Raw genomic sequence first — 24,035 nt, forward strand, 5'->3', positions numbered from 1 at the left:
TTATCTATCCTTTCATCAGCGCATAGTCATGAGCATCTTTTTTACTAATCATGCGACGAGTTTCGTCAACAGGTAGGACTGGTTGAAGATGCAGATTTTTAATAGTAGTAACTGTTTCTTTTAGCAGTTCCACTACTTGAGCATTGAATGCTGTACTGGTTGAAGTGCTTCGCAATTCAGGATGAACATTTTCCATTGTTTTCAAAGCGTCACGCATAAGCGGTATGGATTGGCTGTTATATGGATTGATTACATACTCATCATGCTCCGCATTATCGCCAACACGTCCAAGCATTTCAGAAGTAATGTGACCACCGTTAGCCCAGCCGTGACCCATGCCAAAGTTACTCCAACCGCCTTCGCCACCGGCCATCAGAACTCTGATAGCAGTAACGATTTGATCAAAGCCCTTCATAATGTGGTCATATGGTGCAACGGCCCAGTGACGGAATGTCCCAGGCTTGAATTGAAGTAAACCAGTAGCATGGCCATCTGGTAAACCGTCAGTACCACCAATAGCGCCTTCGTTCCCACCGGATTCGGTTTGAATCTGCTTTAGAAATTTGGCAATCATCCAAGGAGCCGGGTGCATATGTAATACTCTAAACGCCGACTTGATAACAGGCGTCCAATCACCATTAATTGGTTCCTTAATAATCCCCAGTAAGTCCTTTAAGACATTAGCAATTCCACGAGAAAAGCCAATCGCCAAAGACTTACCAAATGAAGGAATCAAAGGAACAGATGATGACCAATTGGTGAGTTTTAGCATCAAGTTACGTGAAGCAACCACTGGATTATCCATGAATGATTCAGCAATTTTATCCATTTCATCATCGGATAAAGTACCACTAGCATAGTGTGGAATCATCGAACCAATTCGACCAAGTATAGGCGTTGAGTGGGGAGCATCAATGACCATTGAACCAACTTCAAGATCACGAACAACATTCTGCCCTACAGCTGTGCTCCAGCCTTTTGATGGTTGATAAACTAGTTCAGTTTTGTTAGGCGTTAGTCCATCATTAATAATTGCCTTACCGCCTGGATGAACTAATGTACCGTGAGCATAGCTAATCGTGCCAAGTTTCTTGTCACCGCCAAAATCACTAATGACCTTGTTAATGCCACTAATTCCTCTATTTAAGCGGCTAACGATTTCAGACATTGACCTAGAAGCAATTCCAGGAAGTCTGTTAAAGCCACTTCTAAAGGCACTAACGACACTGTTTAACCAACTGTTCCATGACCGTCTAAATCCAGATGCAAAACGGCTTTCAGTGGAACGCAAAGAGCTAAATCCACGTGATTCAGCTTCATCAGCACGGTTTAATGCGCGACGAACATCACGATCAAGGTTTCTCCAAACGGAATCCCATTCACGAGAGAAAGCTTTATTAAACGACTTCAAATCCGCTTCAACAGAACGAACCATGCCATCAAATTGCTTAACAAAGCCATGCTTACCCACAGCTTTGTTAGCTTCTTGCATTTGCTTAGATAAAGTCTTAGCAAAGTTGTATTTAACTAAGTCCTTGGATAAAGTCTTTAAATCAGTATCAACCTTCGATAAACCAGTCTTCCTGTTTGAAAGCTTGCTAATAACTTTTTCAAAATTCTGGAATTCTTTTTCGGCTGATTTTAACGGCTTAACAAGGTGTTCCCAATCTTTGACCATCAAAGTCAGGTACTTGGTAAGTGACTTAAATTCATCGGCTAGTTTTGACTTCTTAATGGACTTTGCCAATCGTTCAAAGTATTCACCGACTTTAGAATGTTTCATGTCCTTATCTAGTTTGGAAATGTCCTTGTCAAACTCACCTAATCCATGCTTGCCAGTCAGGCTCTTAATAGAGCTGGCCATTGTCTTAGTGGCTTTGCCAAACGTCTTGAAATCTTTGGAAGCCTTGTTGAGGGGCTTAATTTCTTTTTGCAATTCCTTAACGAACGCTTTTAGACGTTTGTTCATGGTGTTCAGTTGCTTTGTTGGGTCATTACGCTTGATTACCTGCTTTAATGTCTTTAGAGATTGCGTGTAGGCAATGATTGCCCGGTTCATCTCTTTAACGTTAGCAATATCAGTCTTTGAATAGTGGTTACCACCAAGTGAACGGATCTTCTTTTGAGAAGGCTCACTAGACTTGCTAGAACTAGACTTACTATCCGAAGTATCAGTACCGTTCCACCAGTCCTTAACTTTCTTCCAAGTATCTTTAGCCCAACCAGTAACATTCTTCCACATAGACTTAAAGCCCTTCGCAATGCCACTAAAAGCACCGCTCCAGTCACCTTTAAGAATGTCTTTGAAGAAGTTAATAGCTCCTTTGAAAGCTTTAGAAACTCCAGGACCAATTTTGCCACCAATTGCACCGCCAAGCATTGAACCAACAATTGGACCAAAAGGCCCCAAAACAGGAGTTAATGCCATACCGGCAGCAGTACCAGCAATCGTTCCGACACCTTTACCGATCATCTTTGCTCGATTATGGATATGAGAGCCAGTTAATCCTCGCAGAATATCAACAGCTCCAAGACCGATAGAGATACCACCAGCAAGCTTGGTAGCAATTCCTTTACCAATAAAGGAGAAGTTTGCACCTTTGAACCAGTTAGCAGGATTGATTTTAAATTTTGAAAGCCCTTGTAACCCATTTTCTAGGTCCTTAAACAAATGACCACGAAATTTAACTCTGCCTATGCTGAGTAATCCTTTATCAACGAGCCCCAACGCATCAGCAATCTTAAATAGCTTTCCATAAGCAAACTGGGTCATTAAAATTCCGCCAATGCCTTCAAGAACAGTCATAGCGATCTTGTTCTTGCTAATGTGGTCTAATCCATCGGCTAACTTGTCGAAACCGTCACCAGTTTTACCAGTGCTTCCACTCAACAATCTAAATGGTGCCGTTAATGCTCTGATGATGAGTTCAAATGACTTCCAAGCGCCTTTTGCAATCACACCAGCAATTCGAGTGAGCGATTCAAGCATAGTAACTAAATCTCTAGCATGTTGTGGCGTTAACCAATTAGCCATTGCTTTAGCAACATTAGCTATGCCTTGACCAAGTTGGGTAATAGCGTGCTGAGTTTCTTTGTTGTCTAGCGCCTTGCTTAAAGCACTTAGCCCGGTAGCAGAAACTTTTACCAGGGGAGCCATGAGAGCTTTCTTGGTATCAGCCCATTCAACTTGCATGTGGTGTAACGCACCATCAGCAGTTTTGTTCCATTCACTGGAGTTTTCTTTCCAGTCTTTAGAAGCTTTTGCCAAGATGTCATTGAATTGATCGCTAGTCATCTTGCCAGATGATAGTAACTCGTCAAACGACTTCTTCGACATACCGGAAGCTTGTTGTAATGCCTTAGTCAATCCAGGCGCTGATCTTTCAAGCCGTCCTAATGATTGAGTAGTAACTTTCCCAGACGTTTCAATCCGAGTTAAGCCATTAGCAAAGGCATCAGCTTGCTCACCAGAAAGCTTCATTTTGTCGGCCAAGGAACCAACACCAGTAGCAAGCTCGCGAGCACGAGCAACGGAACCAGTAAAACCATAGAACCGAGTTACTAAGTTACCGACAGCTTGACCAGACAAATTAGAGTTTTCTTTCAGTTCTTTTACTGAAGCTCCTACTTGTTTGACTTGCTTATCGGTCATGCCTAGGTTTTTCCAACGTTCAGCAACTTCAGCACCAGATTTAGCAGCTTCAAATCCTTGTGTGGCCCAATTCTTTAAATCATTTGCAACAGCGTTGATACCGTTGGTAATCATGCCACCGAAAACAAAACTCTTAGTTAATGAATGGCCAACATTTTCAACACGTTTTGCTCCACTTTCAACCTGTGTAGTGTCCATCTTTGGCTTAATAAGCGGTGAATGGAAACGCTGCATAATACGCTGGAAGCGAGTTAACTTTTCGTTGGCTTGACTGTCATTTACTTCAGGTTTGACAACCGGTTTACGTCCGCCTAGTTCAGCAACTTTTTTATCAAACTCGCTTACTTTAGCGTTAGCTTCTCCCGTGTCCGCCTTGACTTCGACTTTTTTATCATGAATCTTGTTGAGTGCTTCGGCTGTTTCAGAGGCAGAAGCTTTCACTTCATTAAGGGATGCTTTAAATGATTGTTGACCACTAGCACCAGCCTGCATACGCTGATCAAGCGATTCAAACTTATGCACTAGGTTAGTTAATCGCTGATTCATCTGTGCCACTGGTTCAGTGACTTTATCAATGGCTTTAACGACAATCTGCTTTTCAGCAATAATTGCACTCATATACTTCTACCTCCTTTCTACATAAAGATGTCCATGAAGCGTTGTTGCTTCTTCTGTTCTTCATCCATCTGTTTCTTAATCTTTTTATCAGTGATCGAAGCAATTGCTTTTTGACGTTTCTTTAAGTCAGCTTCTGCATTGCCGTTATCTGAGTTAGGATCATAGAAACCGACAGCTACCGGAGTATTAGCTACAACAAAACGGTTATCAATCAGAGCGTTATATGCTCGTTGATAACCGCCGGCTAAAATGTAATCTGCTTCTTTTGGTGTTAAATCATAAACTTCACTTGGCATTGTCTTGCCCACTGCTTCATTCATTTCTCGCAGTAGATTCAACATTGCTTGATGAAATTCATCAACTACTTGCCAAGCTCGGCTAGTTGTTTCTTGGCTAGCTCGTATGCTTGTTCGTTGATTGCTACTTCGGTTGTCGCCTGTTGGATTTCCTTTTGATGTCCCTTGGTCGTGTTTTCCTTGACTACTTGTAAGGCGACTTCTGATTCTTTCCAAATTTGCTTTAGTGAAGTCAACAAGTGACGAATCTTCAGTGCTAAAAAACCACTAGACTTAATCTCCTTGTAAACATCATTAAAGATGTCATCTGAATCGAAAATGCCTTGTTCATCAAGGGCGTTTGCAACGTCGTTAGCACTTGGTAATGACTTCGTTTGGCAAGCAAACCGATATGCACGAACCACTGCATCTGGATCTTCCATGATTAAGCCATTAATCAGGTTGTTAAAACCATCAACATTAGAATCCTTGTGTTTCTTAGCAAAATCTTCAACGACACGATCATAGAATCGGTGATTAAACTTAATCGGATAGGTCTTACCATTAATTTCTAATTCATCCATGTAAATTCCTCCATTGGCCGCCCGTGTTGCGTACTGTGTATTTCGTAGGCGACTGATTTATTAGTTCCTATTAACCATTAAGAATGGCTTGGGCTCGGTAAACTAGGCGTATGTGATGCAGGTGCAGACCCACTGCCAGCGGTCATGTTTTGATTCATTGGCACTGTGCCTTTTGAATCACCTGCATTGTCATCATTGGTGCTTGCGGTAGTGGTAAGCTTGCCATTGCTGTCAGCACCGACTTGTGTTGGCTTAGTGAAGCCATAGAACTTAATAACGTCAGAGAACATACCATTATCAAAGTCTTCAGGACCGAGGACAAATGGATTACCGTTTTCGTCATAACGACGAGCAATGCCGGTAACTTCAAAGGTTACGTTTTGAGCAACAGCTGTGTTCAGTGCTTCAGTTTCTGGAAGTGCAGAAATCTTAACTTCGGAAAATTCGGCATTAACAACTTGCTTGCCGTCTTCAACTCGTAAAGTGTTCCAGTCAACACGCCACAGAAGCATGGTCAACTTGTGTTCCCAAATGTAATAAAGGTCACGAGCAACGTCAGTAAGAATGTTGCCACCCTTAGTCATAACAACGTTAACAACCCGTTGTTGGTTAATTGAACCAGTATCCTTGATGTTGGCTTGCTTAGTTGGTGTAGTACCCAAAGTAGCCGTGTTTGTACCACTAGAAGCACCTTGAATCCCTAAAACATGGCAGGGATTACTCATAGGCTCCCAAGGGCCTTTGTAGTAGTACATAACCTTATCTGATGATTGAGCTTCTACGATTGGTTTTTGTGCATCATCACTCATAAATTTTTCATTCCTTTCTCAAAATAAAAAAACGGCAACTAAAAAGCTGTCGTTTCGATTGCACTGTAATTAATTCTGATAATTTGACGATTAAGTATCTGATTAGTTGAACTATCAACCATTGATGTTAATGATGGTTCATCATGCCCCACAGCATAACCCGGAATGCGGACTTGACGGCATATCTGCATAATCTGATACGCATTCATTAAGCTACGTTGAAGCTTATTTTGAGCGTCCACAACATCAATCTGGAAAGAATAGCCATATTGTCGAGCATTTGAAAACTGATTAGTGGAATCGCTAGATAACAGTTGTACCCGGCAAACCGGCATTTCTTTTGCAACATCCTTAGACGCTGACAAGGTTCTTACACCTGATTTATTAATAGCCTCAATCAGGTACTCATAAATCGCCACGAAAGGTGGTTCCGTCATGCGTCAAACCCCTTTCTGATTGCTTGATCAATTTCATCATCAAAAGAACCGTTCATTTGATTTAGCCCAAGATGAGTAGCGGCATCCTGAAACGGGTGATGAGCAGGATAATTACGAGTGAGCAATCCAAACTCGAACGCTTGTGAGTAGTTGTAGCCACCATTAGTAGCAGTAGTAGCAGTCGTATAAATGCGATGCTTATTACCGTCAACATGGTCTTTTAAGTTATTAACCATGTGTTGAGTATCGGCTTTGCGGTCAAACGCTTTAACACCTGGATGATAACTTGGTTGACGATACTGACGTTCTCTCATAAGGTTGCGGACTTCACTGGTGGTCTGTTCAGCCATCTTGTTAACTGCACGTTCACCGTTATAAGAAGCCGAAGCCGTCATGTTACGAAGTTTAGCACCGGCATCCCCAAAACCATTCTTATCCAGCATGGCCGAGATATTAGCCATAGTGTGCTTCATTTGAGAATCATCGTAATTAATATCAATCTCGGGGATGTTATCGTTATTCCAACCCATTAGCGTTCACCTCCATATCACTAGAGAAGTAAATATCCGTTCGTGTAGCGTGTTTACGGACTTGGATAACTTTCATTTTCTCCAGTTTGTCATCAGGTACACCGTTTTGCATAAATGACACTGAATCAGCCTTGACGTTGCCATGAATGCGAGCAACCCAAGTCATATTGAATTGCTTACCAAAAAGATTAGTTTGAACTTGTGCTCCGTTAACTTCCGTGACATGTGCTCTCACTACTTCATACGTCCATGTTTCAGTGTCGTCCAACACACCTTGAGTTACTTGCTTATGACCGATAACAATCGGGATCATTCTTACCATGACCAGACACCACCTTTACTACCGGTATTTTGGTTAGCAAGGTAGCGCTCCAGCAAGGGGATGTACGGTTCTAGCTCATTATCTTGGAACGACCAGCTCGCACCCTCTTCTGAATACGTCTTAGCACCGTCAGCGTCAGTCATTGACTGCACGTAATGTGCCTCAGTAATACGAATAACAACAACCTTTAGGACTTCCGGTAAAGTATCTTCTCCAACATAAAGGCAGACCATATCAGAAGCCTGCTCAATGAAGTTGGTCAAAATCCCATCAAGGCTATCGTCAGTAATGCCTTTATCGACCTTGACCGTTTCTAGCAGTTGCTTAGTATCCACGCTGGTCTACCTCCTTTACTTTTACTTGTTAGAACCCGAAGTCGAGCTAGAAGCGGTTGAACTAGGAGTTGAAATCGAAGCAGTTGAGCCACTGAATCCAACCGTTGCCAGCAGAGCATCATTGTAGATTGATGTAGCAAGGTATTCGGTGGTGGACGTCTTGTTGATCTGGTGGTCACCATCGTACCATGTGTAGACTTGTGGGGCTTGCTTCATGTACGTCTTCATGGCGCCAGGCTTTACAGCAAGAGCATGGCCCTTAGTCAACTTAGCAGTCCGGATAATTTCCCAGCCAAGCAGTTCACCAAAAGCACCATTGACCAGAATGTTGTCGCCCAGATCAGATGCACGAGTCCAGTTGTCACCTGCGGCCTTACGCAATGATGCAGCATCCTTGTAGGAAACATACAGGACACCCTGTTGTGGGTAGGTAGCACCTTCAACGGCGTTAGCGGCATTAGCAAAGGTATCTTCCAAGTTGTCGATCAGGTCGACTTGATCTGGTGTGTTTCCAGTAACCTTCAGCGGCGCGGTCTTGGCAGTATTGAGAATATCATCGTCAACGTAAGTAGCCAGGGCCATCGCCATTTGACGAGCTTGTTCAGTCCGCGGATCACCGTATGGAAGAAAAGCAGCTTCGTCAGAAATTGAATAAGCAGATACAATCTTCTTAATCTTGACTTGTTGAGTAGTGTATTGAAGAGAATCAAAATCAATTTGTTCACCTTCACCGTATTCCCGAGCTGAACCAGTGAATTGGTACTTAGGAATCGTGATAGTGTCACCTGGACGGCCTTCCAAAGTGGTGTCAACAGGTGCAATTGATGAAAATACGTTAAGCTTTTGTAATTGTGCGCCGATCATTGGAGCCAAAACTTGCGGGTCCAGCATATCGGCAAAGTGCGTGTAATTTGTTGGTGATGCAGGCATAATTTAATCTCCCTTTCTAGTTTTGTTGTTGGCTTTCGATGTACTTTTGCATTTCTGCATAAGTCATATCAGCCATATTCTTTTCTGGAGCTTGTGGATGAGCAGGAGCACCAGCTTGTGGAGCTTTACCAGCAGACGAGCGATGCAATTCATTCCGTACGCCTTGCGCTACCAAACCCTTGAAGCTTTCAATGTTTTTCTTGGTTTCTTCTTCGGTTTCACCCAAGAGCATTTCAGCTCCATCCGTTGGCAGATTGTCTTTTGCTAGTAATTCTTTGGTATGAGCAATATGATCACGGTGATCTAATTCTTGTTGCCGTTTAGCAAGGTCAGCTTCTTTTTGCTTTAACTTTTCTTCACGGTCACTAGCTTCCTTTTCAGCAAGTTGCTTGGCAGTCATCCCCGCTTCTTGCTTGCCTTCTTCTTTAGCCTTAGCCACCGCATCATCCAGCTTTTTTTGCCAAGATGAATTGATTTCATCTAGCTTTGCATCCAACTTCTGAGAAACTTGACTATCAACCATTGGTCCAATTTCATCTCTGGTAAAAGTCTTTTGAGCTTCTTTTTCTGACCCTTGTTGATTGTCTTGTTGTTCAGTAGTTGTCTTTGGTTGTTCTTGTTCTTCCATGTTTAAATCTCCTATGCGTGTAACGCTCGCCAGCGAAACTCGTTTAACGTCCGGCGACGAAACAAGCCTGATTCTTTAACGACTTCCAGACCGCCAAAGTCAAAATTTAATCAAGAAAAAAGGAACCGCTTGATACACAAGGGTTCCAGTAATTCTGTCTTTTTCTTAGAAAAGAAAAAGACAGCTAGTCGCTGTCTTCGTTAATTGGTAAATCAGCACCGTTTAAATAATCGTCAGTGGTATCTTGTACTTCTTCAATCCAACATTGACAATTTGGGTGCATGGGTGGCAAGTTCACGCCTTCTTGTGCGTCCTCAACGTTATAAACATTGCCATCAAGCTCAGTGCAATCTTGGCATGAGTTAATCGCTTCTAGTGATAAGAAGCGATATTGTTCAACCCCACGAGCCGAGAAGTCAGCAATCGTAGAGTTGTTAAGCTCACGGCATGTTTGTGTTCGCATAATGGTTTCCGCTTGCGCTTCTGACCCACCAGAGCCGTTCTTGCCGTTGAGAATCCGATCAATTACTTTGGTGTAATTCTTCTTTGCATCAGTATCTTGTGATGCTTCTTGGCATACATTACAAATGCGGGTAACCGTTTGATGAATATGCTGATTAATTCTATCGTCTATACCCTCACGCTGTGTCACTGTATGTGATACCGATTTTTGAAGCATAACATCGTAGTTATATGGAATGTGATGCAAGCTTGGCGTGGCTACTTGTTGAGCCTTACTAATCTTGCTGACATCCTTCGGTATCTTAGTACCATTCCGCTTCATCATTGTGTGAAGTGATTGGCCTACTCGAATCATTGGCACCGCTACTCTAGCAGTAAGCACGTCAGACTGTTTTGGATGTCCTAGCACAAGGCTTGAAGCATAAAATGCTACCAGTGGTGCAACACTATCATCAAAGCCTCGTAATTCGTCCATAGCGTCCTGTATATCGTCTTTTTGCGCTGGTGCTGACCAATTGACCTCATCAGCTAAAAAGGCACTAATTTCGCCCTTAATTTGTCGATCAGCATTACGATACATTCGCTTAATGGATCTAATGAATTGAGCACTAGTTCCGTAGGTTGATCGAATCAAGCGGCGCTGTTGCTTTTTACTTAGCATCGTTACCACCACGCTGTTGTTGAAGCGATGATACAAAATCAACAGGGTTCATTGGCTTTTGCTGCCCTTGCTGTTGTGCTTGTTGCTTTGCTTCAGCTAAATCAGCAGGGTTAACCCCTTGTAGTGGCGCACCATCAAATGGTGTCGTGTTTTGGTCAGGGTCTTGTTCCTGTTCATCTTGTAGGCGCTGCTCTTCAGCGTCAGCAGATACGCCAGTAACTGTAGCTAAGAATTCACGCAAAGTCTGATCAGATAACAGACCGGTATTGTTAAGCTGAACCGCAATATTAACAATGTCGCTGTTGTTCCGTGGCAAGTTAGGCGTGTAGTCAGGTTTGTAGTTGTTCATAACGTCTGCATCATTAATTTCTTGGTTATGTTTCCAGAAGTTACCTAGCAACCGCAAACGTCGCATAATACCACGAGTGTACAAACTTTCTTGCATTGATCGCTCTTGATCCTCGCCGAACAGCTTGTACATTAGTGCAACACCAGATGATTGACCACTGAAGGCATCATCGGTTGTGTTGGGTGTGTTGGTGTCCTTATGAATATCGGTGATTAACTGGTTGATATAAGTTTGCCAGCCTTGTTCGTTTAACTGTTTAGTAAGGTACTGTGCAGACGAAGGAACTACCGTTGTTCCGTTGGCGTTGTCATGGAACGATGGCTTTAACCACAGGAACGGGTCTTTAGTACTAATCTTTGGCACTCTAACCGGATTGCCTTCGCTATCAAGCACTGGCGTACCATCAGCATTCTTGACTTCCACCATGTTGTTTGAGAAGTCAAAATCACCGTTAATCATCAGCTTGGCGTTAGCGAAATCCTCTTCGCTGTTTGCCATTTCTGACATCGCTAAATCATAGGCATCAATTTCATCAAGCTTAGCTTCCCAATCGCCGGTCTTGTTTTCGTTGTTGATGAATTCAGTTAATGGAACAGCACCAAATGTAGTATTTTCTGAGCTTAGCAAAGTGTAATCTCCATTAGGTGCTTCACTAGTAGTTGATGATTTGAAATGATAGGTTGTGTCAGCGGTATAAACATCAATATAGTATTGCTCTTGGTTGTCGTAGTTAACGACGTAGTAACGCACACCAAATAGACTGTGTTGGTCAATTGACGTGTCATACACCACAAACGCAGTAGCAGGGTCAATCGCCCGCATCTTAATGTCAGGCGTTGCCACATTGCCATTTTCATCTTCTTCGGCTTCACCAGAATAAAGCAACTCGTAAGCTCGTCCAGTAACAGAAAGATTAGTTTTCATAACCTTTTCGTGATACTGCTCATCATTCTTGCGGTTAAACTCTTTCAGGTCATCATCAATGGTCTGGTCAATATCATCATTGGCATCATCGTTGTATTTAAACTGAATAGGCTTGCCAAACATATAGCCGACACGCATGTTAGTAATGAACTTGGCAAAACCACTCGCAATGCGGTTATCAGCACGATTCATCATGCACTTGTTGTTTCGCCAATAATGAATATCGTTATCGCCTAAATAATAGCGTTGAAGTTTAGCAATGCGAGGCGCATCAATTGTTGAGTGACGTTCAACAAACTTTTGAACCACCTCAGCAATTGAGTTTGCATCCCCACCGTCAAATTCTTTATGGAATGTATCAGCAGGCATTACGTAAGTCTGATTAGCCTGTGGGTTCCATCGCTTACCGTTCAAAATTGAGCGGTTATATAAATCTGGGTTATCTTGTAGCATCTAATCACCTTGCTTTCGCACACTATATGTTCCATTCCCGTTGTTCAATATAAAATCACCAGTAGTTGCAACCCTAATCTCTTTTCCGTCCCAAACATAGGCATAGAATTGGCTCATATTACTATCAAATGGACCGTTGTAATTCTTTTTGTCGGTAATTATTAGGCCTTTGCTCATTGCTTGCATAAACCAATCCGGCAATGGATCACCTAATTGCATCATTTCCATTTGCACTTTCACCTCTACAATCCTAGTTCTCTCATACCACGCAGAATGCCTTCACGGTTGTTGCTATCAGGGTGGTAAGTCTTACGTTCCTTCAAGTGAATGTAACTTGCAATGGCATATCGACAAGCGTCCATGCAGTCGTCATTCTTCTTGACTACCGCATCGCTTGCTTTGTCGTCCCAAACATAGTTGTAAATCTCTTTCAAGAAACGCTCTGTCTTACCTTTTTCAATAAAAAATCGTCCCTGTTTCATCAGAGACGATACTATTTCGATTCCTGGTACAACTGACTTCCAGCCATACTTAACGTTAATTCCATGATGCTTAAAATGGTCAATGTGTTCTGGGCGAGCAGTATCAGCAAAAAATGGCATATCTTTGCCGTACTTGCCTTGTAGTTGATGAGCAGTATTAGTCCAGTATCTAATCTCTTTATACTGCTTAGTCCGTTCATCAACTAAATACCACTTACCATCATCAGTGACACCAAACACTACAATTGAGCCATAGTGTTGGTAACCCCAGTCAACCCCTGCCACATACCTAGTGAATCCTGGTGCTTTACTTGGTTCAATTTCCATTTTGCGCTTGTCAAAGTCTTTGTAGACAACGCCCTCACCGTTAACCCAAAGTCCTTTAATTCTCCTGTCGTAATACATACCACTAGGAGTAATTCGTTTCAGGTTCTTAACGTAATCCTTACTTAGTGTTGGATTGTCGTCAATTGTAAAATGAAAGGACTTAATTGACGGGTCTGGGTTATCAATGTAGTCAACTTTCAAGTAATGCTCTGGGTTGTCTGGGTTTGTGTCGCAAATAACCCGAGAACCAGGCACAGAGCAACGGTCAATGATTTCTTGAAATACATCGTGAGTAGCTAACGAGCATTCATTAATGTATGCGCCGTAAGAAGTCATACCACGAATAGCATTCATACCACGAGCAGATCCGGTGTAAGCGGGCACGATGTCAACTCCAAACAAACTATAATGCCCGTGCCGGTCGACTGGTAAATCTATCCAAAACTGCGAAGCTAATGAGTTAATAACGTTTGTAAAAATAGTGTTGGATGAGTAACCAGCCAAAATGTATTGCGGGTGTGGGTCTTTCCGTTCTTTTGCTAGTTTTGCAATTCGCTTTAGCTCTAGTAAAAACAAATAGTTATCAATGTAAGTCTTCCCAGAACGAACAGCACCAGACAAGATAAGGTAAGTCCAATTATCATTAACGTAACTTTTCAGGACCTGTTCCTGTTTCTCAGTTAGTAGATTCCTTAGCACCATCGTCTTGTGCCTCCTCAATCAGCTTATCCAAGATGGTATCGAGTTTCTTATCACTTGCACTCGACAGCTTCTCAACGGCATTGGCTTTAGCTTCGCTAATACGAGTGTCTGCATCAAGCTTCCGCATCCGAGCAATAGCAAGCTTCCGCTCCTCTGGCGACAGCTCACTATCGTTGTACTTATCTCGCCAGTTGTTCTTTAGCCAAAATATCATGGCGGTGGTATTGCCCGACATGGCCTTCTTTAGGAGTTTGCTTTCAACTGCATAGTTAGCGGCTTCGTGTCCTACTTTTAAAGCGCGCCCTATGTGCCCGTATTTGACTTTCCACTTGTCAAGCGTGCGTCGGTTAATTCCAATGTTGTCAGCTATTTGTTGATCGGTTAGCCCGTTTCGTTTCCAGCCTTCAAGCAACACCAGGTTTTCAGGCTTTAACCACTTTTTGTATTGTCCCTTAGCCATTGCAAGCAATCCTCACCACCTTTCTAACAAAAAAGACTAGTTGTTAACTAGTCCTCAATCAGTTTAGCTTTCTTACCAGTAAAGTCTTCCCAGCGCTTAATAATGACATCAACATATTTTGGATCGTATTCCATGACATAAGCGTTACGCCCGTCTTGCTCACAAGCCATGATAGTTGTCCCACTACCACCGAATAGATCTAACACCGTATCACCAGACTTGGTGCTGTTCTTAATCTGATAGTCAAACAAGGCAACTGGCTTCATAGTTGGATGGAGGTCAGAACGTTGTGGCTTGTCAAAATGCATGACGGTTGTCTGCTTTCGATCTGAGTACCATGAATGGCTGCCACCTTCAACCCAACCATAAAGGCAGGGCTCATGCTTGTGCTGATAATCTTGTCTACCTAGTACGATGTTATTCTTTTCCCAAATAAGGGTTTCCTTAACCAGCAACCCAGCTTTATTGGCAGCACTGTTAAACTCAACCGTAGCCAAATCAGAGAACCAAACATAAAACGATGCTCCAGATTTTAGGTTATTCTTAGCATTTTGAAATACCGACAATAAGAATTTGTAGAATTCATCCGGTGTCATTTTATCATTGGCAATTTGATTATTCTTTCTAGTTTTAGAAGCCTTGTCCCTACCGTAATCTTTGGACGAATAATCTACGTTATAGGGTGGATCCGTTAATAGCAGGTCGCATTGTACCCCCCCACTAGTTTTTTGACGTCTTCGGCTTTCGTACTATCACCGCACATTAACCGATGGCGCCCTAATTGAAAAACTTGGCCGAGTCTTGATTTTGGCTTCTCAGGTGGTTCTTCATCAAACTCGTCTTCTTGAGCTTGTTGATCTTCACCATCGTCTAAGCTCAAATCAAATCCAAAGTCGGACATATCAATGTTAAGAATGTCGTCAAGCTCATCATCAAGTAGATCATCGTTCCAGTCAGTTAATTCACCCGTTTTATTATCAGCCAATCGATAGGCTTTTACCTGTTCATCAGTTAGCTTATCAGCTACCACGACTGGTACCTGCTTCATGCCTAATTTCTTAGCGGCCTTGTACCGAGTATGACCAACAATAATAACGTTATCCTTATCAACCACAATTGGTTGTTGCCACCCAAACTCTTTAATTGAGTTAGCTACCGCTTCAACACCACTATCGTTATCACGTGGGTTATTCGGGTACGGTTTTATGTCGTTGATGCTGACGTTTTGTACTTTCATAATGCTTAATCGCCTTTCTATGTCTTTCAGCCCTGCATAGCATTTGATACTCCTGCTTGCTGGCTACTAATCCGAATCTTTTAGTGTGAAACATGTATGTATCTCTCCAAACAAAAAAGCCCAGTCATTCGACCAGGCTTAAAGAAAGTAGGTTCGTGCTCAGCTTTCCACACTGCGCACATGCTGTAACGTAAAGCAGGCAATTAACACCAACCAACAATTTCCTTTACGACAGTTACAGCATTCGGGAAGCAAGTCATTATGGATATAGTATGGGAATCTCCTATAATCATAATTTTGTTGCCATACGCTTCCCAATGTCGGTCGCTGGAATCGAACCAACATCGTCTCTGGACCACTCAGAGACGCTCTGCCATTGAGCTATACCGACGTATATGACTGCCAGGTGTGTTTAATGATTTGTAAGAAAGAAGGCCTGTTCACCTCGTTTTCTTAAAATGTGCAGTCATACATGAGAGCTAGAGTTAATTGATTAAAAGCTTATAACGTATTTTTTGATGCTCTCAATGCTGATAGGTGGCCTCGAACCACCCCGCCTAACTACCACAGCGTCCTGCAGTGTTGCGACAGCGTCCTTCTTACGAGTGCTAGCCCCCGATACCGTATCAGCGTAAAGCAACCGCTAAGCCGTTGAAGTTGGTTGCGTACTTCTTTCACTCTAGGGACGAGTGTGGTTGCCATAAGACTAGCAGAGATGGCTGTTTTTGACTGTAAATTAAAGGAATTTGCACTTACAAACTATAAGAACCACTGTATAAGCATAAGCCAAGACATTCATCCAATTAAGTACATTTATTCAGAAGGTGTATGTGCTAGTCTCTTTTTGGGCTGGGCTTTCAATTTGAAAAGGGTACACAAAGGATTCACCAGCCCAATGTGGAATTATGGCCCCTGCCTCCATACGACGGCTACGGCTTAACTGAAGCACCGTTCCGCTTTCCACAACGCTTAACAAAAAGAGATCCTGAGATGTGTGAGTATCGTACAGTCATCTTTTTGTTGAGCCTTTTAGCGACATACTCAGGTCGTGTATTCGGTAATTGCGCGCTCAATAGGTAAATTATTGAACGATACCATAATACGGCCGTAATCACGGTTAAAACGGACATCAAGCGGACAATTTCCGGACAAAAACCGGCAGAAACCGGACAACTTACTTTGACTTGATCCGGACAGACTCATCTGGACACATTAACGCACCTTCCCACAATGCTTGATCCTGCTTTCTACGGTACGTTCTATCGTCCATATAGGCATTGTAATGTTCGTTAATGTAATTCATCGTCTTCACTGCTGACCAGCCCTTAATGAACCTGTGAAGCAAGATATCACCTAATATCTCCTCGTCTTCGCCAACGCTCATTAAGACCGTGCAACACTTGATTCTCGTCTGGTACTGATAGCTGGCTTCTGAGAAGTTAACAAACTGACTATCCGGGTCATGAGTAGTTCCGTGTGGTTGTCCGTCCATGCTGGGTGATCCAACCTTTGGAAAACGTTGTAACGCTTTCAACTTCCACTTCTTCCAATCCCGTAGATACTGTTTGAAGGCTTCTTTGGTTGCCTGTTGATCTAGATTACCGAATACTTCGTCTACCACGCTCTACACCCCTCATAAATGCTTGTGATATAATGAATCTGTTTGAATATATACCGTTGAGGGCGTCCGTGTAGGGCGCCTTTTTTTAATGCACTTTGTAATCACTACGAATGTTTGCCAGCACATCCTGAACCGTAAACTTCCCAAAGTTTTTGATGTGGTAAGTTTGCGTAATTTTACAGATTTCGTTTTTATCTATGTCTAAAACCTCACCAATAGTACCGGAACTCATGCCATGCTCATACAGGAAACGAATCTTCCATTCATCGTCTTGAAAGTGACACTTATCGACTTCTTCACGAATCTTGTTGATACAGATTTTGTGTGATATCTGCTCAGCCATCGCAATACGCCTTCGGTAGGCATGAATTTCTTTTAGCCGCCAATCGTTCGGACTAAGTGTTTTCTCCAAAGGTGTTGTTGTATCTCCCCAGTCATGATTAAGGGTTAGTGATGTCATTGCCGCTTCCAACCCGGCACTCCAGCACTTAATACCCATGTTTTCATCTCCTCACTTGTCATACTCACTTACTTCATCCTCACAGTGATAAGACGATACTGATTAAGCTTTTCCAGATTGCTAATGCTATCCATACCAAGCCACCCAAAATGGCAATGACTACAGCTAGATAGATGAGATAAATCAATCCGATGTATATCCTAATCATCCGGAACCTCCTCAATGGCATCCGCACTCACCTTAACCGGGTCATACTTCCATGCCAATTCTTTAGGCGGTTCAAGTGTGAATACGTGATAATTACTTCTAACTTGGTTCTTAGTAATAAAATACTTATGTCCCATACAATACACGGGTTTTTTATTTTTCAATGCTTTTTCTGCTTGTGAGTAGAGCAAAGCTTTTTCACCTCAATTTCAACTCGTGGTCTATCTGAATAAAATTTGTGTGCAGAAATATCTACAATTTGGTTGTCATCTTGCCACAGGATGCCGTTTAAGCCGTCTAACGTCGACTTGATGTAATTATCAACATCGGGCTTCATTGTTGGCCTATGTGCTCCTGACAGGCGTAATTTGCGTTCCTTTTTAGTAATGCTTGTTTGAAGATGACGATAAAAACCTAATTCAACCTGTAACGGTCCATCTAAAGGCTTCCCGTCATACATAGCAACGGCCATTATCGCTAACTGGCGCTTGTATACCGCAACCTTTTTAAGATCATACATCCGAATGCCTCGTCTCATTCTGACCGCTCTCGGCCGTGCTTGCTCAACTGGCTCTAACTCAAAGATTAGCTTCATTTACGCTTAATCCTTTCGTTTGTGCTATCTATCTTAATCGTTGTTATTACTCCCAGCACGAAGCCAATCGCTCCAGCTACTGTGATTGCTAGTAAGTCATATATGCTCATTGCTTATACTCCCCAATATTAAACGCAATTGGTCCAATCTGACTGTACAAAAATTTCCTATATCTTCGACTAAAAGGTGTGTACTGCCGCCATCTTGGCTTATGAACTATACCCGAACGATTAGCAAGTTTCCTCTCATCTTTATATTCTCGATTGCTATATTCAGAAGCCAAATGAAATGCCTTTCTGTTCATAGTCTTTTCCATTATTCACCCTCCACAGGTTCCTTCATCGCATCAATAGCCGGTGCAGTAAATACTCATTTATCTCGTGGCACCTCCGGTAGACGATCGGCCATCTTTTCTAGTTCGTCAATCAACGTCAAGCACTTGCGCACATCACGCAGTTGCTGCTCACCATTAGTCGGGTACATTTCAAACATAATTGATAGCTCTTCGATGTAATCATCGAAGGTTGGGCATCCCAACCCGGTAAACTTAGCAAGCATTAGTCGTCCTCCATTCTTTGAGTTTCCCAAGCATAACTAACTATCGTGTCAACCTCGAATTTCTTACCACACTCTTCACAGATTTCCTCACACTCTCCGTCTTCATATAGCTCTGGAAATTCAAAATCCTCTGAATTGCTAAGAACAGCGCCACAATAAGGGCATACGATATATTTATCACTAAATGTATCCGGCTTACCTTCCTCTATGCTTTCGCGAATATCTCCTAAATGTTTCTCATTCAAGCAGTCATAACATAGGCCACCGTTTATCCAAGCAGGACACTCTTTTCCGCATCTTTTGCAATGTGTATCTTCATAGCTCAATGCCATCATTCTTCCCCCTCATGTTCACTCTCACGATTAAATTTAGCCAATTCTAATTCTGTAATGAATGGTTTCCCGTTATATTGGGCTTCCACAGAACGCTTGAAAAATTCAACAGCTTTGTGTTCTGGATATAAGAATTTAAGCTTATCCATGATTGCCATCGCTCTAAGTTTTTGCTCTAAGCTCCCCGCTTTGTTAAACGACTTCGACAATAGATCAGCAAACCGTAGTAAATCATGGAGTTGTTTATTGCTAATCCAGTAAGATTGATCCGCTTGTTTTCTGCCGAATTGCTCAGTAAGAATTATTTCTAGCTTTTTCAGATAAGCATCATTTTCTAAACTTTCATAAAGATATTCACCTAATGCTTTCTTTTCTTCGTTCATCATTCTTCCACCTCTTAGACTTTCTTGCCGATTCTTTCCACCACTGTGACCAGTCATATCCCGTTGCGGTTTCCTCCTACTCACGTAAATCTCTAAAGTCTGAAAAGTCGAATCGGTATGCCAAGCTGTGTGGCAATAGTCGACTGATTAGTTTCCCGTTGTATATGATGCTCAATTCATCTGGTGTATTATTAGTAGTGACGATTGTTGATTTAGCTACTCGATTGTGGTCAGTGTCATATCTTGCTGTGGCGATCTGCTCTAATGCTTGTTGCACATCTTTTTGAACGGGCTTATCGCTGTTGACACCGCCTTCGGTGCCGAGATCATCTAATACCAACACGTCAACACTTTGCATGGCGTCTAAGACCTTTTCCTTACGGTCTTGGGCGTCTTTGTATTTATATGATTGCCAGAACAAGCTCACTAGCTCAGTGGACGAGACAAACATTGTTGTCTTACCGTTCATACGAAGATAGTGCATCATTGCTAGGGCTAGCGCCGTCTTACCAGTTCCCGGCTTGCCATACATTACAATTTTCTTGGGCCGATTAATCATCGACTTAGTAATCGACATCGCATTGCTTTTAATGTGTTGGGCTTCTTTCTGGTTGTCTTGCATACCAGGATCCCAACGATCAAACGTTGATGACAGTTTCTTTTTGCCTTCCCAAAGGCTCAAACTATCAAAGACGATGTACTTAGCACCGCCTCCAGCAATCTGAATCTCTTTTGCAGTCTTAGACTTATAGATGTGTGCTTGCATTTTGCATAGCGCCGGATGATCAACATCAACACCATGTTGTCGAAAGATATCTAGCATCTTTGGATTGGCAAGGATATTGCCAATTGCTTGTAAGGCCATTAACTCTTGTCTTCTTTCTTTTGTTGTTCAGCTTTAAGCCGATCTTCTTCTGCTTCCTTAGCCAAGATGCGTTGTAAGGCTTCAGTCTGAGTCAAACCAGCATCATTGGTTGGAAGATGATAATGAGGACGTTCACGTTGCATAGATGATGATTTACCTTTTCTTTGCCGATACTTAGCTGATAGCTCTTCGGCCTCTTTAACGGTCTTCACATGATGGTCATCAAGTGACTTCAATACCGTTTGCAGATAAGACCAGTTAGGATGATCAGCTTTATCATTGGTTCGTTTAATTGCATAACAAACCAGGTCACTACCAAGTCGGTTAATGTAATTAGAAAAGATTGGTAGGTTCAGCCCACTTTGCACATTGATACCTGCTAAACGAGCTAAATCGAATGGATTTTGAGCCGTCCTATGATCATCATCATTACTAATACTTGTATTACTCTTATGTGTATTACTCTCTTCACAATTTTCTAAATACCCCCCTTTAGTTTTTTTAATAGGGGTATTTAATTTATTAACTACCCTAATTTCTCGTCTGATTATCTGCTTTCCAGAATATTTGTTGTGAATCACAACATATCCTTTTTCTTTTAGTGAAGTGATAATTTGAGATGCACGGCCTGGAGTAACACCGAAGAAGTTGGCAAAGTGTTTATTACTAGCAAAGCACCCCTCACCATTGTCTAAACTGTCGATTTCAACAATGAACAGCATCTCCATTGGCCGAAGGTTTTCATCGAGCCAATACTTCTTTGGAATCCAAACGCCCTTAAAATCACGATTGTTCTTGGCAACTTTTCTACTAGTCATCTGTTAGCCTCCCGAGATGTAATTTTTTTGCTAACTCCGGTGTAACTTTGATTGGTTTCAGGTGATACCGTTGCATGAAGCTTTTGATGCCCATCGCATGACGTATCGTATGATGTACCCGGCACAGAGGCTCAATATACATACCAACTTGGTTGATCTTGTCACGGTTTCGCCCCATACCAATCGTCTTCACATGATCGATATCCGCATGTTCTTTTAAGCAGATGGCGCATCGCCTATGTCGAACACACATGGCAACTCTTGGGAAATCATCAGGTAATGAATCCCAGATTTTTGTTCTAAAGGGAATGTCCTCATGAAACATGAAGTCAAGAATGGTTGTGATCATGTAACTGGCAGTTGTCATCGAACAATCTGATAAGCTGAACGGTTTCACGTTGAAGATGCCTTCGACCATGCTTTTGAAGTAAGCCTTTGCTTCTTCGGGGACATATCCGGTGTAAGTGCAAAAGTCATTGATCAATGCATAGATTTTCTTCCGCTGGTCTGGTGTGATATGCCTGCCATCTTCGATCGAGAGCTCGACTGTGGGCTGTTTACCATTGGCAAGTGCAGTTAAACGGCTCACGTTTAAATCGCTCTCTAGCTCGATCTGAACCGTATTTCCTGATGTGCTAATCAGCTTACCGAACATCTACATCACACTGCTTTCTGGTTCTCCTTCTGAAGCTGACGATACATAGCGGTAGCACCACCAAGTAGAGCAAGATCAGGGTTTTCTTTGTATGCCCGTTCGTTCTTGTACTGGTCAATCAGTGCCGCCTTGACTTCAGTAGTGGTTGTGCCTTGTTCATCAGCAAGAACCTTCAAAGCTTTATCAAGCCGTGACTTTATTTCCTGCTTCTTAGCCTGTTCCTTGGCTTCTTCCCGTTGCTTGTCGCTTTCAGAAATATCACCCATTGGCAAATCTTCGCCGGCATAAAGGTTTAATCCTAATCCAGCCATAGCAAGAGCCTTGACTAGGCAACGTTTTTGCGTTTTGTTAATCTGTTGCATCGTTGGGTTAATAACGGCATTATTAGCATTATCCATGACGTAAAGTGATTCACTGTAATCAGTGCCGTTTACTTTGATAGTGCATTCAACCATTGTCCCTGTTGTTGTAGTTAGATAAGGCACTTCACGATTAGTGATCTGAAAGTTTGTAACCACTGTTCGATAACGTGTGTATTCCTTACCGTAAGATTTAGTCTTGTATGCTTCTTTCTTAGTGGTTAATACCATTTCGGGAAAGCACTTAAATGTTGGTGTTGGTGTGTCTGGGTACTTACTTTTGAGCATGCTCCAAGCAAAAGCCCAACTCACATACTTTAATTCTGGGCCTTTTTTCATTTTGATCAGGTCAATGTGGTTGGAAACATCAACCTTAGATAGTGTTTCAAACACTGACTTCTTTTCTGCCATAACTAATCCTCCTTTGTAGTCCAATTGCCTTTAGCGTTCTTATGCTTCAATTCAATCTTGGCAGGCTTCTTTACGACTTTGACATCATCGATTGGTTCACCATCAGCATTAACAACGTGTTCACCATCAGGCGAAGATAATGTTTTTTTAAGCTTGCCCCACTGAAGTTTGTCCTCTTCAACGTGCTTAACAAACTCAGTCCCTTTGTAATGATTGATAAGAGCCTGTTTGTCAGCTACTTGTAAGCTAGTCGATGGCTTACTCTTAACGATCCGGCCAAATGGTGAATCCTTAAATTCCCACTTGGGATCAGCTTCCATCTGTGACTGTGCATACTGCAAAACGATGTCATTGAAGTTCTGTAATTCGGCCTGTAGGGCTTTAATCTTGCCCTGATAGAACTCAACTTCTTGTTCCATCATGTTCTTGGTACCGATAATCTCTTGACGCTTTTGTTCGGCTTTTTGTAGCGTCCAGATCAACGCTTGATTGCTATCAATCGTGAAGCGTTTAGGCTCTTGGCTTTCTTTAGCTTTCTTAGCTGATTCATTCATCGTCTTCACCGTCCTCTTCATCATCTGGCCCATCCCAGATGCCATCATCAATCGGCTTGTGATCAATCCACGGGCACCCTGGTGTTGATTCACAATCTTGTTCAAATAGAAAATCCCAGTTAATCTTGCTCATTACTTAGCACCTGCTTTCTTAAATGCCTTGTTTTCGATTACTTCATATTCTGGATTGGCTTCAATCCAGTCCACTACGGGATCACCTATTTGATCAAAGAAGCTGTCATACAGGCAACGTTTCGAGCAGAAATAACAATCTTGTTGTGCGTCATAATAATGATGATCATTGTCATTAAAATCGAATGGCTTATGGCACCAATCGCATTGTTTAATTGTGTTTTGTAATTTAATTTGCATGTTGGTCTGTCTCCTTAAAGAAATATGTCGGTTGAACACATAATCCGTTGCATAGTTCTGCAATAGTTGAAAATTTAATCATTTTTGCTTTACCAGAGCGACAACTATTAATCGTGTTTCTTGAAACATTTGTTTTCTTGGAAAGCTCTGTAGCAGATATGTTGAGTTCTGCCATACGAACTCTTAAATTTATTGAAAAAGTTTTTGACACAGAAATTTTCATGATATAATCTTCTTAGTTGATATAATTTCCAAAACTACTTATTTCGGGCGTCAGTGTTTGCGGCACTGTCGCTCTTTTTTTCGTTATAAAGTCCTTCTTTGAAATTGCTGATGATGTGGATTGCCAGGAAGATAGCCAGAACTGCAGCTATTGGCAGATATTCATCAACAAGTGCAATGACAGTGCAGTAAGTGAGCACCATCGTTACAACGTTACTTAGTCCTTGTGGCATCATGTTGGTCACCTTCTTTCTCTAAAAGCATCCAAACTCACATTCAAGGCATCCGCTATTTGGCACATAACCTTAAACGTTGGTTGAACACCATTGTTTTTGTATTGATATAAAGTGTTGTTTGGTATGCCTGTTATTTTTGATAGTCGATAAACTGACATGTGACGTTTATCAAGCTGTTTTTGAATCTTTTTCCACAACATATGGCTATTC

At 42.1% G+C, this 24,035-nt stretch carries 32 protein-coding genes, 1 tRNA gene and 1 pseudogene; all 34 read right to left on the minus strand.

Annotated elements, in window-relative coordinates:
* Window positions 1-4: 4 nt before the first annotated feature.
* The 34 genes and pseudogenes from FD27_RS06435 to FD27_RS06595 all read right to left on the minus strand — a co-directional run bounded on the left by FD27_RS06435 (window position 5) and on the right by FD27_RS06595 (window position 24,025).
* Entirely contained in the window at window positions 5-4,270 is a 4,266-nt protein-coding gene (locus FD27_RS06435; protein ID WP_057751266.1) for a tape measure protein, read from the minus strand.
* Window positions 4,271-4,287: 17 nt separating this feature from the next.
* Window positions 4,288-4,590: a hypothetical protein gene (locus FD27_RS06440; RefSeq protein ID WP_151495793.1), complete on the minus strand. Its 303-nt coding sequence runs from the start codon at window positions 4,588-4,590 to the stop codon at window positions 4,288-4,290.
* A gap of 41 nt (window positions 4,591-4,631) precedes the next feature.
* Entirely contained in the window at window positions 4,632-5,129 is a 498-nt protein-coding gene (locus FD27_RS06445; RefSeq protein ID WP_057751272.1) for a tail assembly chaperone, read from the minus strand.
* Between the two features lie 77 nt (window positions 5,130-5,206).
* A complete protein-coding gene (locus FD27_RS06450; RefSeq protein WP_057751275.1) occupies window positions 5,207-5,938 on the minus strand; it encodes a hypothetical protein in 732 nt (243 codons plus the stop codon).
* A gap of 38 nt (window positions 5,939-5,976) precedes the next feature.
* Complete coding sequence (locus tag FD27_RS06455) at window positions 5,977-6,375, minus strand: hypothetical protein (protein ID WP_057751278.1); 399 nt, start codon at window positions 6,373-6,375, stop codon at window positions 5,977-5,979.
* The gene (locus FD27_RS06460; RefSeq protein ID WP_057751281.1) at window positions 6,372-6,905 is read right to left on the minus strand and encodes a hypothetical protein; all 534 of its coding nucleotides are present in this window, start codon (window positions 6,903-6,905) and stop codon (window positions 6,372-6,374) included. The genes FD27_RS06455 and FD27_RS06460 overlap by 4 nt, the downstream gene beginning before the upstream one ends.
* Entirely contained in the window at window positions 6,892-7,227 is a 336-nt protein-coding gene (locus FD27_RS06465; RefSeq protein WP_235803021.1) for a hypothetical protein, read from the minus strand. The genes FD27_RS06460 and FD27_RS06465 overlap by 14 nt, the downstream gene beginning before the upstream one ends.
* On the minus strand, window positions 7,221-7,562 hold the full coding sequence (locus FD27_RS06470; RefSeq protein ID WP_057751287.1) for a phage head-tail connector protein: 342 nt from the start codon (window positions 7,560-7,562) through the stop codon (window positions 7,221-7,223). Before FD27_RS06470 ends, FD27_RS06465 begins: the two co-directional genes overlap by 7 nt.
* A 21-nt stretch (window positions 7,563-7,583) precedes the next feature.
* Window positions 7,584-8,492, minus strand: coding sequence for a phage major capsid protein (locus FD27_RS06475; RefSeq protein ID WP_057751290.1), 909 nt, complete (start codon window positions 8,490-8,492; stop codon window positions 7,584-7,586).
* A gap of 16 nt (window positions 8,493-8,508) precedes the next feature.
* Complete coding sequence (locus FD27_RS06480; protein ID WP_057751293.1) at window positions 8,509-9,120, minus strand: capsid assembly scaffolding protein Gp46 family protein; 612 nt, start codon at window positions 9,118-9,120, stop codon at window positions 8,509-8,511.
* 184 nt (window positions 9,121-9,304) lie between these two features.
* Window positions 9,305-10,243 carry a minor capsid protein gene (locus FD27_RS06485; RefSeq protein WP_057751296.1) on the minus strand — a complete coding sequence of 313 codons (939 nt, stop codon included), beginning with the start codon at window positions 10,241-10,243 and terminating at the stop codon, window positions 9,305-9,307.
* Window positions 10,233-11,969 carry a phage portal protein gene (locus tag FD27_RS06490; protein ID WP_057751299.1) on the minus strand — a complete coding sequence of 579 codons (1,737 nt, stop codon included), beginning with the start codon at window positions 11,967-11,969 and terminating at the stop codon, window positions 10,233-10,235. The genes FD27_RS06485 and FD27_RS06490 overlap by 11 nt, the downstream gene beginning before the upstream one ends.
* Window positions 11,970-12,197, minus strand: a complete 228-nt coding sequence (locus FD27_RS06495; RefSeq protein WP_057751302.1) for a hypothetical protein — start codon at window positions 12,195-12,197, stop codon at window positions 11,970-11,972.
* 14 nt (window positions 12,198-12,211) lie between these two features.
* A complete protein-coding gene (locus tag FD27_RS06500; RefSeq protein ID WP_057751305.1) occupies window positions 12,212-13,480 on the minus strand; it encodes a PBSX family phage terminase large subunit in 1,269 nt (422 codons plus the stop codon).
* Complete coding sequence (locus FD27_RS06505; protein WP_057751309.1) at window positions 13,455-13,940, minus strand: hypothetical protein; 486 nt, start codon at window positions 13,938-13,940, stop codon at window positions 13,455-13,457. Before FD27_RS06505 ends, FD27_RS06500 begins: the two co-directional genes overlap by 26 nt.
* A gap of 47 nt (window positions 13,941-13,987) precedes the next feature.
* A pseudogene (locus FD27_RS06510) lies at window positions 13,988-15,177 on the minus strand (DNA modification methylase).
* A 317-nt stretch (window positions 15,178-15,494) separates the two neighbouring features.
* A tRNA-OTHER gene (locus tag FD27_RS06515) sits at window positions 15,495-15,569 on the minus strand.
* A 782-nt stretch (window positions 15,570-16,351) separates the two neighbouring features.
* Window positions 16,352-16,798 carry a hypothetical protein gene (locus FD27_RS06520; RefSeq protein ID WP_057751312.1) on the minus strand — a complete coding sequence of 149 codons (447 nt, stop codon included), beginning with the start codon at window positions 16,796-16,798 and terminating at the stop codon, window positions 16,352-16,354.
* Window positions 16,799-16,883: 85 nt separating this feature from the next.
* On the minus strand, window positions 16,884-17,297 hold the full coding sequence (locus FD27_RS06525) for a hypothetical protein (protein ID WP_057751314.1): 414 nt from the start codon (window positions 17,295-17,297) through the stop codon (window positions 16,884-16,886).
* Window positions 17,298-17,458: 161 nt separating this feature from the next.
* Complete coding sequence (locus FD27_RS08715) at window positions 17,459-17,602, minus strand: hypothetical protein (RefSeq protein WP_157055087.1); 144 nt, start codon at window positions 17,600-17,602, stop codon at window positions 17,459-17,461.
* A gap of 23 nt (window positions 17,603-17,625) precedes the next feature.
* Window positions 17,626-18,060: a RusA family crossover junction endodeoxyribonuclease gene (locus tag FD27_RS06530; protein WP_057751317.1), complete on the minus strand. Its 435-nt coding sequence runs from the start codon at window positions 18,058-18,060 to the stop codon at window positions 17,626-17,628.
* A 369-nt stretch (window positions 18,061-18,429) separates the two neighbouring features.
* Window positions 18,430-18,618 (minus strand): hypothetical protein, encoded by a 189-nt coding sequence (locus FD27_RS06540; protein ID WP_057751323.1) that lies wholly within the window; start codon window positions 18,616-18,618, stop codon window positions 18,430-18,432.
* Window positions 18,618-18,953, minus strand: a complete 336-nt coding sequence (locus tag FD27_RS06545) for a hypothetical protein (protein ID WP_151495794.1) — start codon at window positions 18,951-18,953, stop codon at window positions 18,618-18,620. Before FD27_RS06545 ends, FD27_RS06540 begins: the two co-directional genes overlap by 1 nt.
* The gene (locus tag FD27_RS06550; protein WP_057752051.1) at window positions 18,950-19,336 is read right to left on the minus strand and encodes a hypothetical protein; all 387 of its coding nucleotides are present in this window, start codon (window positions 19,334-19,336) and stop codon (window positions 18,950-18,952) included. The genes FD27_RS06545 and FD27_RS06550 overlap by 4 nt, the downstream gene beginning before the upstream one ends.
* Window positions 19,337-19,409: 73 nt before the next feature.
* On the minus strand, window positions 19,410-20,198 hold the full coding sequence (locus FD27_RS06555; RefSeq protein ID WP_057751328.1) for an ATP-binding protein: 789 nt from the start codon (window positions 20,196-20,198) through the stop codon (window positions 19,410-19,412).
* On the minus strand, window positions 20,198-21,016 hold the full coding sequence (locus FD27_RS06560; RefSeq protein ID WP_057751332.1) for a DnaD domain protein: 819 nt from the start codon (window positions 21,014-21,016) through the stop codon (window positions 20,198-20,200). Before FD27_RS06560 ends, FD27_RS06555 begins: the two co-directional genes overlap by 1 nt.
* A complete protein-coding gene (locus FD27_RS06565) occupies window positions 21,009-21,671 on the minus strand; it encodes a putative HNHc nuclease (RefSeq protein ID WP_057751335.1) in 663 nt (220 codons plus the stop codon). Before FD27_RS06565 ends, FD27_RS06560 begins: the two co-directional genes overlap by 8 nt.
* Before the next feature lie 5 nt (window positions 21,672-21,676).
* The gene (locus FD27_RS06570) at window positions 21,677-22,441 is read right to left on the minus strand and encodes a Sak single strand annealing protein (RefSeq protein ID WP_057751354.1); all 765 of its coding nucleotides are present in this window, start codon (window positions 22,439-22,441) and stop codon (window positions 21,677-21,679) included.
* A gap of 2 nt (window positions 22,442-22,443) precedes the next feature.
* Window positions 22,444-23,019, minus strand: coding sequence for a host-nuclease inhibitor Gam family protein (locus tag FD27_RS06575; protein ID WP_162258506.1), 576 nt, complete (start codon window positions 23,017-23,019; stop codon window positions 22,444-22,446).
* A complete protein-coding gene (locus tag FD27_RS08720) occupies window positions 22,988-23,128 on the minus strand; it encodes a hypothetical protein (protein WP_157055088.1) in 141 nt (46 codons plus the stop codon). The genes FD27_RS06575 and FD27_RS08720 overlap by 32 nt, the downstream gene beginning before the upstream one ends.
* Entirely contained in the window at window positions 23,128-23,367 is a 240-nt protein-coding gene (locus FD27_RS06580) for a hypothetical protein (RefSeq protein WP_057751378.1), read from the minus strand. The genes FD27_RS08720 and FD27_RS06580 overlap by 1 nt, the downstream gene beginning before the upstream one ends.
* Window positions 23,357-23,590 (minus strand): helix-turn-helix domain-containing protein, encoded by a 234-nt coding sequence (locus FD27_RS06585; RefSeq protein WP_057751387.1) that lies wholly within the window; start codon window positions 23,588-23,590, stop codon window positions 23,357-23,359. The genes FD27_RS06580 and FD27_RS06585 overlap by 11 nt, the downstream gene beginning before the upstream one ends.
* Window positions 23,591-23,624: 34 nt before the next feature.
* Entirely contained in the window at window positions 23,625-23,825 is a 201-nt protein-coding gene (locus FD27_RS06590; RefSeq protein ID WP_057751400.1) for a hypothetical protein, read from the minus strand.
* A gap of 5 nt (window positions 23,826-23,830) precedes the next feature.
* Window positions 23,831-24,025 (minus strand): helix-turn-helix domain-containing protein, encoded by a 195-nt coding sequence (locus FD27_RS06595; protein WP_338033850.1) that lies wholly within the window; start codon window positions 24,023-24,025, stop codon window positions 23,831-23,833.
* Window positions 24,026-24,035 lie beyond the last annotated feature (10 nt).

Origin of the sequence: Limosilactobacillus frumenti DSM 13145 (assembly GCF_001436045.1) — a bacterium.
GTDB lineage: Bacteria > Bacillota > Bacilli > Lactobacillales > Lactobacillaceae > Limosilactobacillus > Limosilactobacillus frumenti.

Coding starts and splice junctions, on each gene's coding strand:
- FD27_RS06435 (WP_057751266.1), bottom strand. CDS start 4,270: ATGAGTGCAATTATTGCTGAAAAGCAGATTGTCGTTAAAGCCATTGAT.
- FD27_RS06440 (WP_151495793.1), bottom strand. CDS start 4,590: ATGAATGAAGCAGTGGGCAAGACAATGCCAAGTGAAGTTTATGATTTA.
- FD27_RS06445 (WP_057751272.1), bottom strand. CDS start 5,129: ATGGATGAATTAGAAATTAATGGTAAGACCTATCCGATTAAGTTTAAT.
- FD27_RS06450 (WP_057751275.1), bottom strand. CDS start 5,938: ATGAGTGATGATGCACAAAAACCAATCGTAGAAGCTCAATCATCAGAT.
- FD27_RS06455 (WP_057751278.1), bottom strand. CDS start 6,375: ATGACGGAACCACCTTTCGTGGCGATTTATGAGTACCTGATTGAGGCT.
- FD27_RS06460 (WP_057751281.1), bottom strand. CDS start 6,905: ATGGGTTGGAATAACGATAACATCCCCGAGATTGATATTAATTACGAT.
- FD27_RS06465 (WP_235803021.1), bottom strand. CDS start 7,227: ATGGTAAGAATGATCCCGATTGTTATCGGTCATAAGCAAGTAACTCAA.
- FD27_RS06475 (WP_057751290.1), bottom strand. CDS start 8,492: ATGCCTGCATCACCAACAAATTACACGCACTTTGCCGATATGCTGGAC.
- FD27_RS06480 (WP_057751293.1), bottom strand. CDS start 9,120: ATGGAAGAACAAGAACAACCAAAGACAACTACTGAACAACAAGACAAT.
- FD27_RS06485 (WP_057751296.1), bottom strand. CDS start 10,243: ATGCTAAGTAAAAAGCAACAGCGCCGCTTGATTCGATCAACCTACGGA.
- FD27_RS06490 (WP_057751299.1), bottom strand. CDS start 11,969: ATGCTACAAGATAACCCAGATTTATATAACCGCTCAATTTTGAACGGT.
- FD27_RS06495 (WP_057751302.1), bottom strand. CDS start 12,197: ATGGAAATGATGCAATTAGGTGATCCATTGCCGGATTGGTTTATGCAA.
- FD27_RS06500 (WP_057751305.1), bottom strand. CDS start 13,480: ATGGTGCTAAGGAATCTACTAACTGAGAAACAGGAACAGGTCCTGAAA.
- FD27_RS06505 (WP_057751309.1), bottom strand. CDS start 13,940: ATGGCTAAGGGACAATACAAAAAGTGGTTAAAGCCTGAAAACCTGGTG.
- FD27_RS06525 (WP_057751314.1), bottom strand. CDS start 17,297: ATGGGTATTAAGTGCTGGAGTGCCGGGTTGGAAGCGGCAATGACATCA.
- FD27_RS08715 (WP_157055087.1), bottom strand. CDS start 17,602: ATGGGACATAAGTATTTTATTACTAAGAACCAAGTTAGAAGTAATTAT.
- FD27_RS06530 (WP_057751317.1), bottom strand. CDS start 18,060: ATGAAGCTAATCTTTGAGTTAGAGCCAGTTGAGCAAGCACGGCCGAGA.
- FD27_RS06540 (WP_057751323.1), bottom strand. CDS start 18,618: ATGCTTGCTAAGTTTACCGGGTTGGGATGCCCAACCTTCGATGATTAC.
- FD27_RS06545 (WP_151495794.1), bottom strand. CDS start 18,953: ATGATGGCATTGAGCTATGAAGATACACATTGCAAAAGATGCGGAAAA.
- FD27_RS06550 (WP_057752051.1), bottom strand. CDS start 19,336: ATGATGAACGAAGAAAAGAAAGCATTAGGTGAATATCTTTATGAAAGT.
- FD27_RS06555 (WP_057751328.1), bottom strand. CDS start 20,198: ATGGCCTTACAAGCAATTGGCAATATCCTTGCCAATCCAAAGATGCTA.
- FD27_RS06560 (WP_057751332.1), bottom strand. CDS start 21,016: ATGACTAGTAGAAAAGTTGCCAAGAACAATCGTGATTTTAAGGGCGTT.
- FD27_RS06565 (WP_057751335.1), bottom strand. CDS start 21,671: ATGTTCGGTAAGCTGATTAGCACATCAGGAAATACGGTTCAGATCGAG.
- FD27_RS06570 (WP_057751354.1), bottom strand. CDS start 22,441: ATGGCAGAAAAGAAGTCAGTGTTTGAAACACTATCTAAGGTTGATGTT.
- FD27_RS06575 (WP_162258506.1), bottom strand. CDS start 23,019: ATGATGAAGAGGACGGTGAAGACGATGAATGAATCAGCTAAGAAAGCT.
- FD27_RS08720 (WP_157055088.1), bottom strand. CDS start 23,128: ATGAGCAAGATTAACTGGGATTTTCTATTTGAACAAGATTGTGAATCA.
- FD27_RS06580 (WP_057751378.1), bottom strand. CDS start 23,367: ATGCAAATTAAATTACAAAACACAATTAAACAATGCGATTGGTGCCAT.
- FD27_RS06585 (WP_057751387.1), bottom strand. CDS start 23,590: ATGAAAATTTCTGTGTCAAAAACTTTTTCAATAAATTTAAGAGTTCGT.
- FD27_RS06590 (WP_057751400.1), bottom strand. CDS start 23,825: ATGATGCCACAAGGACTAAGTAACGTTGTAACGATGGTGCTCACTTAC.
- FD27_RS06595 (WP_338033850.1), bottom strand. CDS start 24,025: ATGTTGTGGAAAAAGATTCAAAAACAGCTTGATAAACGTCACATGTCA.